At 43.9% G+C, this 401-nt stretch carries 1 protein-coding gene; it reads left to right on the top strand.

The window, feature by feature from the left end; translation table 11 throughout:
- Positions 1–371 (top strand): IS30 family transposase (locus tag AACW06_RS20145; protein ID WP_192076393.1); only part of this gene is annotated, 371 nt, incomplete at its 5' end.
- Positions 372–401: the final 30 nt, after the last annotated feature.

Raw genomic sequence — 401 nt, 5'->3', positions numbered from 1 at the left:
GCCTCACTTTAATCGGCCAGCTCGACAACCGAACCACAGCTTCACTCAATGCAAAAGTGAGCGAACTTATCATCCGCTCAGGCTTACCCTTTAAGACTATCACCGCGGACAATGGCACTGAATTTCACGGTTATGAACAACTAGAAAAGCAGCATAACTGTCTGTTTTACTTTGCAAATCCATACCACTCATGGGAACGAGGGACTAATGAAAACACTAACGGTTTGATACGACAATACTTACCCAAAGGTGCTTCCATGTCTCACGTGACGCAAGAGCTCTGTGATGAAATCGCACACAAATTAAATACGCGCCCACGCAAAAGACTTGGGTATAGAACACCACTGGAGTATATTCATGCGCATCTGTAAAAAATGTCGCACTTCAAACTTGATACTAAG

The organism is Vibrio sp. S12_S33, assembly GCF_963889785.1.
In the GTDB taxonomy this organism is placed as follows: domain Bacteria; phylum Pseudomonadota; class Gammaproteobacteria; order Enterobacterales; family Vibrionaceae; genus Vibrio; species Vibrio aestuarianus.
The sequence above is the reverse complement of the archived record's forward strand: the minus strand, read 5'-3'. Positions and strand labels throughout refer to the sequence as shown.